Raw genomic sequence first — 5,572 nt, 5'->3', positions numbered from 1 at the left:
GTCTGCGCGGCGTCCGGGCGGCGCCGGATCGGCCCCGGCCCCCGGTCAGGGAGGCCGCCACCGGCCTGGCGACCGGGCGACGTGGCCCGCCCGCGTCCCCCAGCCCCGCGCCGGGGCGACGAGTTCCTGGCGCACCTGTCCGTTGAGGCCGCTCAGCAGCGGCATCCCGGCGAGGGACGGGTACCCGCATACGAAAGAGCCCCACCCGCCAGTGGCGAATGGGGCTCTTTGCTCCGGGGAGCGTCAGGTCACTTGTTGATCTTGGTGACCTGGCCGGCGCCGACGGTCCGGCCACCCTCACGGATGGCGAACTTCAGGCCCTCCTCCATGGCGACCGGCTGGATCAGGCTGACCGACATCTCGGTGTTGTCGCCCGGCATGACCATCTCGGTGCCCTCGGGGAGGGTCACAACGCCCGTCACGTCCGTGGTACGGAAGTAGAACTGCGGACGGTAGTTGTTGAAGAACGGCGTGTGGCGGCCACCCTCGTCCTTGGACAGGATGTACGCCTGGGCCTCGAACTCGGTGTGCGGAGTGACCGAACCCGGCTTGATGATGACCTGGCCGCGCTCGACGTCCTCGCGCTTGATGCCGCGGAGCAGCAGACCGACGTTCTCACCGGCCTGGCCCTCGTCGAGCAGCTTGCGGAACATCTCGATACCGGTGACGGTGGTCGAGGTCTTCTCCTGCTTGATGCCGATGATGTCGACGTTCTCGTTGACCTTCAGCACACCGCGCTCGATACGGCCGGTGACGACCGTACCGCGACCGGTGATGGTGAAGACGTCCTCGATCGGCATCAGGAACGGCTTGTCGACGTCACGCTCGGGCTGCGGGATCGACTCGTCGACGGCCTTCATCAGGTCGAGGACGGACTTGCCCCACTCGGCGTCGCCCTCGAGCGCCTTGAGCGCCGAGACCTTGACGACCGGAACGTCGTCGCCCGGGAACTCGTACTCGGAGAGCAGCTCGCGGACCTCGAGCTCGACGAGCTCCAGGATCTCCTCGTCGTCCACCATGTCGGCCTTGTTCAGGGCGACAACGATGTACGGCACGCCGACCTGGCGGGCCAGGAGCACGTGCTCCTTGGTCTGCGGCATCGGGCCGTCGGTGGCGGCGACCACGAGGATGGCGCCGTCCATCTGCGCGGCACCGGTGATCATGTTCTTGATGTAGTCCGCGTGACCGGGGCAGTCAACGTGCGCGTAGTGACGCGACTCGGTCTGGTACTCGACGTGCGCGATGGAGATCGTAATACCGCGCTGGCGCTCCTCAGGAGCCTTGTCGATCTGGTCGAAGGCCGAGGCCTCGTTCAGGTCCGGGTACGCGTCGTGCAGCACCTTGGTGATCGCAGCGGTAAGCGTGGTCTTACCGTGGTCGATGTGACCGATGGTGCCGATGTTGACGTGCGGCTTAGTCCGCTCGAACTTCGCCTTCGCCACTGGGGTCCTCCTGTGGAGTGGTTCTGTAACGCATCCACGCTTTGCGGATGGGTTCAGGTTTTCTTACCGAACCGGCCAGGACCCCGAGGGGGATGCCCTTCGCCGTATTCGTCTGGGGGGCCGGCGCCAGGGGCTCCGCCGTGGAACGCGGTGGACGCGCTCCACGACGAATGCCCCGATGCCTTGTGCTTCCAGCCTAAAGGGTGAGGAAAGCGGATGAACCCGCCTTACTCGCCCTTGGCCTTCGCGATGATCTCCTCGGCGACGTTCCGCGGAACCTCGGCGTAGGAGTCGAACTGCATGGAGTAGCTGGCGCGGCCGGACGTCTTGCTGCGCAGGTCGCCCACGTAGCCGAACATCTCCGACAGCGGAACCAGGCCGGTGACCAGCTTGGCGCCGCTCCGGTCCTCCATGGACTGGATCTGCCCGCGACGGGAGTTGATGTCGCCGATCACGTCACCCATGTAGTCCTCGGGCGTGGTGACCTCGACCTTCATCATCGGCTCGAGCAGGGCCGGGCTGGCCTTGCGGGCAGCCTCCTTGAAGGCCATCGAACCGGCGATCTTGAACGCCATCTCGGACGAGTCGACCTCGTGGTAGCCACCGTCGAGCAGGGTGACCTTCACACCGGTCAGCGGGTAGCCCGCGAGCACGCCGAACTCCATGGCCTCCTGGCAGCCCGCGTCCACGGACGGGATGTACTCCCGCGGGATACGGCCACCGGTGACCTTGTTCTCGAACTCGTAGCCATCGCCCTCGAGCGGTGCCAGCGCGATCTGCACCTTCGCGAACTGGCCGGAACCACCAGTCTGCTTCTTGTGCGTGTAGTCGTACCGCTCGACCGCCTTGCGCAGCGTCTCGCGGTAGGCCACCTGCGGCTTACCGACGTTGGCCTCGACCTTGAACTCGCGGCGCATCCGGTCGACCAGCACGTCCAGGTGCAGCTCGCCCATGCCGGAGATGATCGTCTGGCCGGTCTCCTCGTCGGTCTTGACGCGGAAGGACGGGTCCTCCTCGGCAAGCCGCTGGATCGCGACGGCGAGCTTCTCCTGGTCGCCCTTGGACTTCGGCTCGATGGCCACCTCGATGACCGGGGCCGGGAAGTCCATGGACTCCAGGATCACCGGGCTCGACGAGTCGGAGAGGGTCTCACCGGTGGTGGTCTGCTTCAGACCCATGACGGCGACGATGTCGCCGGCACCCACCGAGTCGATCTCCTCACGCTTGTTCGCGTGCATCCGGTAGATCTTGCCGATGCGCTCCTTCTTGCCCTTCACGGAGTTCAGCACCTGGGTGCCGGCTTCCATGCGGCCGGAGTACACACGGATGAAGGTGAGCTTGCCGAGGTGCGGGTCGCTCGCGATCTTGAACGCCAGAGCCGAGAGCGGCTCCTCCTCGGACGGACGACGCTTGATGACCTCGTCCGGGTCCTTGACCGAGTGCCCCTCGATCGCCTCGATGTCGATCGGCGACGGGAGGTACCGGACCACGGCGTCGAGCAGGGGCTGCACGCCCTTGTTCTTGAACGCGGTGCCACAGAACACGGGGGTGACGGTGGTGCCGCCGCCCTTGCCGGAGGCGATGGTGATACGGCGGATCGCCGCGTAAAGCTGCTCCACGGTGGGCTCCTCGCCCTCCAGGTACAGCTCCATCATCTCTTCGTCGTTCTCGGCGACGGTCTCCAGCAGCTTGCCGCGCCACTCGTCGGCGGCCTCGGTGTGGGTGTCCGGGATGTCGACGGTGTCGTACATCTCGCCCTTGGTCGCCTCGGCGGACCAGACCAGCGCCTTCATGGTGACGAGGTCGACGACACCCTTGAAGTCGGCCTCGGTGCCGATCGGAAGCTGCATGACGATCGGCACCGCGCCCAGGCGGTCCGTGATCATGTCGACACAGCGGTGGAACTCGGCACCGGTGCGGTCGAGCTTGTTGACGAAGCAGATACGCGGAACGCCGTAGCGGTCCGCCTGACGCCACACCGTCTCGGACTGCGGCTCCACACCGGCGACGCCATCGAACACCGTCACGGCACCGTCGAGCACGCGCAGCGAACGCTCCACCTCGACGGTGAAGTCGACGTGGCCCGGGGTGTCGATGATGTTGATGGTGTGATCGACGTTCTCAAGCGGCCAGTGACAGGTCGTCGCGGCCGACGTGATCGTGATGCCGCGCTCCTGCTCCTGCTCCATCCAGTCCATCGTGGCAGCGCCGTCGTGGACTTCACCGATCTTGTAGCTCACGCCGGTGTAGAACAGAATCCGCTCGGTGGTGGTCGTCTTGCCCGCGTCGATGTGTGCCATGATCCCGATGTTGCGGACCTTGGCCAGGTCAAGTGAAGTGGTGGCCATCTGGCTCAGTCTTCTCTCGGTTCTCGATGGGGTAGCGACTACCAGCGGTAGTGCGCGAAGGCCTTGTTGGACTCGGCCATCTTGTGGGTGTCCTCACGCCGCTTGACGGAGGCGCCCAGACCATTGCTGGCGTCCAGCAGCTCGTTCATGAGCCGCTCGGTCATGGTCTTCTCACGACGGGCGCGCGAGTAGCCCACGAGCCAGCGCAGGGCGAGGGTGGAGGAGCGGCCGGGACGGACCTCGACCGGCACCTGGTAGGTGGCGCCACCGACACGGCGGGAGCGGACCTCGAGGGTCGGCTTCACGTTCTCCAGCGCGCGCTTGAGCGTGATGACCGGGTCGTTGCCGGACTTCTCGCGCAGGCCCTCCATGGCGCCGTACACGATGCGCTCGGCGGTGGAGCGCTTGCCGTTCAGCAGCACCTTGTTGATGAGGGACGTCACCAGAGGAGAGTTGTAAACCGGGTCGATGATGACCGGGCGCTTCGGGGCGGGACCCTTACGAGGCATTCTTACTTCTCCTTCTTGGCGCCGTAGCGGCTGCGAGCCTGCTTGCGGTTCTTGACGCCCTGCGTGTCGAGGGAGCCGCGGATGATCTTGTAACGAACACCCGGCAGGTCCTTCACACGACCGCCACGCACGAGCACGATGGAGTGCTCCTGCAAGTTGTGCCCCTCACCCGGGACGTAGGCGGTGACCTCGATCCCACTGCTCAGCCGGACACGCGCGACCTTGCGGAGCGCCGAGTTCGGCTTCTTCGGCGTCGTGGTGAACACGCGAGTGCATGTCCCACGACGCTGCGGCGACCCCGCGAGGGCGGGGGTCTTGTTCTTCTCGACCTTGTCCTGGCGGCCCTTGCGGACCAGCTGCTGGATCGTAGGCACCGTTTCTCCGGTTTCTGTGTGCCAGTCTCGGTAAAGCTAACCTGGAGTTCCTCCGACCCACGCGGTCGGGTGTGTCGCGCACCGCAGCCCTCTGCGAAAGTTCGGAGAGTGCGGATTGTTGGTGTCGACACCTCGGCCCCTCGCATGCTGAGGCACCTCCCCGCCGAAGGCTGGGGGCGCGCACGCAAGGACCCGGGCACACCCCAGGCACAAGGTCTGAGCGTACCTACCTCATCGACTTCGGTCAAAACAAATGCAGAGCACCCCGACACGCCGGAAATGGGGTACTCGATTTTCGCCCTCGGCAGAACCGTCCGGAAACGCCGCAGGGCGGCCACCCCACCATGGGGGTGACCGCCCTGTGAACGGATCGGGACCTACTGGTTGTACGGACCGTAGTCGTAGTCCTCCAGCGGAACCGCCTGGCCGGAGCCCGTGCCGAAGGGCGAGTAGTCGATGTCGTCGTAACCGACGGCCGAGTACATCGCGGCCTTCGCCTCCTCGGTCGGCTCGACCCGGATGTTGCGGTAACGGGACAGGCCCGTACCGGCCGGGATGAGCTTACCGATGATCACGTTCTCCTTGAGGCCGATCAGGGAGTCCGACTTGGCGTTGATCGCCGCGTCGGTGAGCACCCGGGTCGTCTCCTGGAAGGACGCCGCCGACAGCCAGGACTCGGTCGCCAGCGATGCCTTGGTGATACCCATGAGCTGCGGACGGCCGGAGGCCGGGTGACCGCCCTCCTGGACCACACGACGGTTCTCCGACTCGAAGCGCGAGCGCTCCACGAGCTCGCCCGGCAGCAGCTCCGCGTCGCCGGACTCGATGATCGTCACCCGGCGCAGCATCTGCCGGATGATGATCTCGATGTGCTTGTCGTGGATCGACACACCCTGCGA

General features: G+C 65.9%; 4 protein-coding genes and 1 pseudogene. All 5 read right to left on the bottom strand.

Features of this window, described 5'->3' with window-relative positions; all coding sequences use genetic code 11:
- Window positions 1–248: 248 nt before the first annotated feature.
- The gene (tuf, locus tag KN815_RS28320; RefSeq protein WP_078642909.1) at window positions 249–1,442 is read right to left on the bottom strand and encodes an elongation factor Tu; all 1,194 of its coding nucleotides are present in this window, start codon (window positions 1,440–1,442) and stop codon (window positions 249–251) included.
- Window positions 1,443–1,669: 227 nt separating this feature from the next.
- Window positions 1,670–3,790 carry an elongation factor G gene (gene fusA, locus KN815_RS28315; RefSeq protein WP_216344736.1) on the bottom strand — a complete coding sequence of 707 codons (2,121 nt, stop codon included), beginning with the start codon at window positions 3,788–3,790 and terminating at the stop codon, window positions 1,670–1,672.
- 38 nt (window positions 3,791–3,828) lie between these two features.
- Window positions 3,829–4,299 carry a 30S ribosomal protein S7 gene (rpsG, locus tag KN815_RS28310; protein ID WP_014178748.1) on the bottom strand — a complete coding sequence of 157 codons (471 nt, stop codon included), beginning with the start codon at window positions 4,297–4,299 and terminating at the stop codon, window positions 3,829–3,831.
- A gap of 2 nt (window positions 4,300–4,301) precedes the next feature.
- Window positions 4,302–4,673 (bottom strand): 30S ribosomal protein S12, encoded by a 372-nt coding sequence (rpsL, locus tag KN815_RS28305; protein WP_014054153.1) that lies wholly within the window; start codon window positions 4,671–4,673, stop codon window positions 4,302–4,304.
- 377 nt (window positions 4,674–5,050) lie between these two features.
- Window positions 5,051–5,572, bottom strand: a pseudogene (locus tag KN815_RS28300) (DNA-directed RNA polymerase subunit beta'); the annotation flags it as partial.

It is taken from the genome of Streptomyces niphimycinicus, assembly GCF_018883605.1.
Taxonomy (GTDB): domain Bacteria; phylum Actinomycetota; class Actinomycetes; order Streptomycetales; family Streptomycetaceae; genus Streptomyces; species Streptomyces niphimycinicus.
The sequence above is the reverse complement of the archived record's forward strand: the minus strand, read 5'-3'. Positions and strand labels throughout refer to the sequence as shown.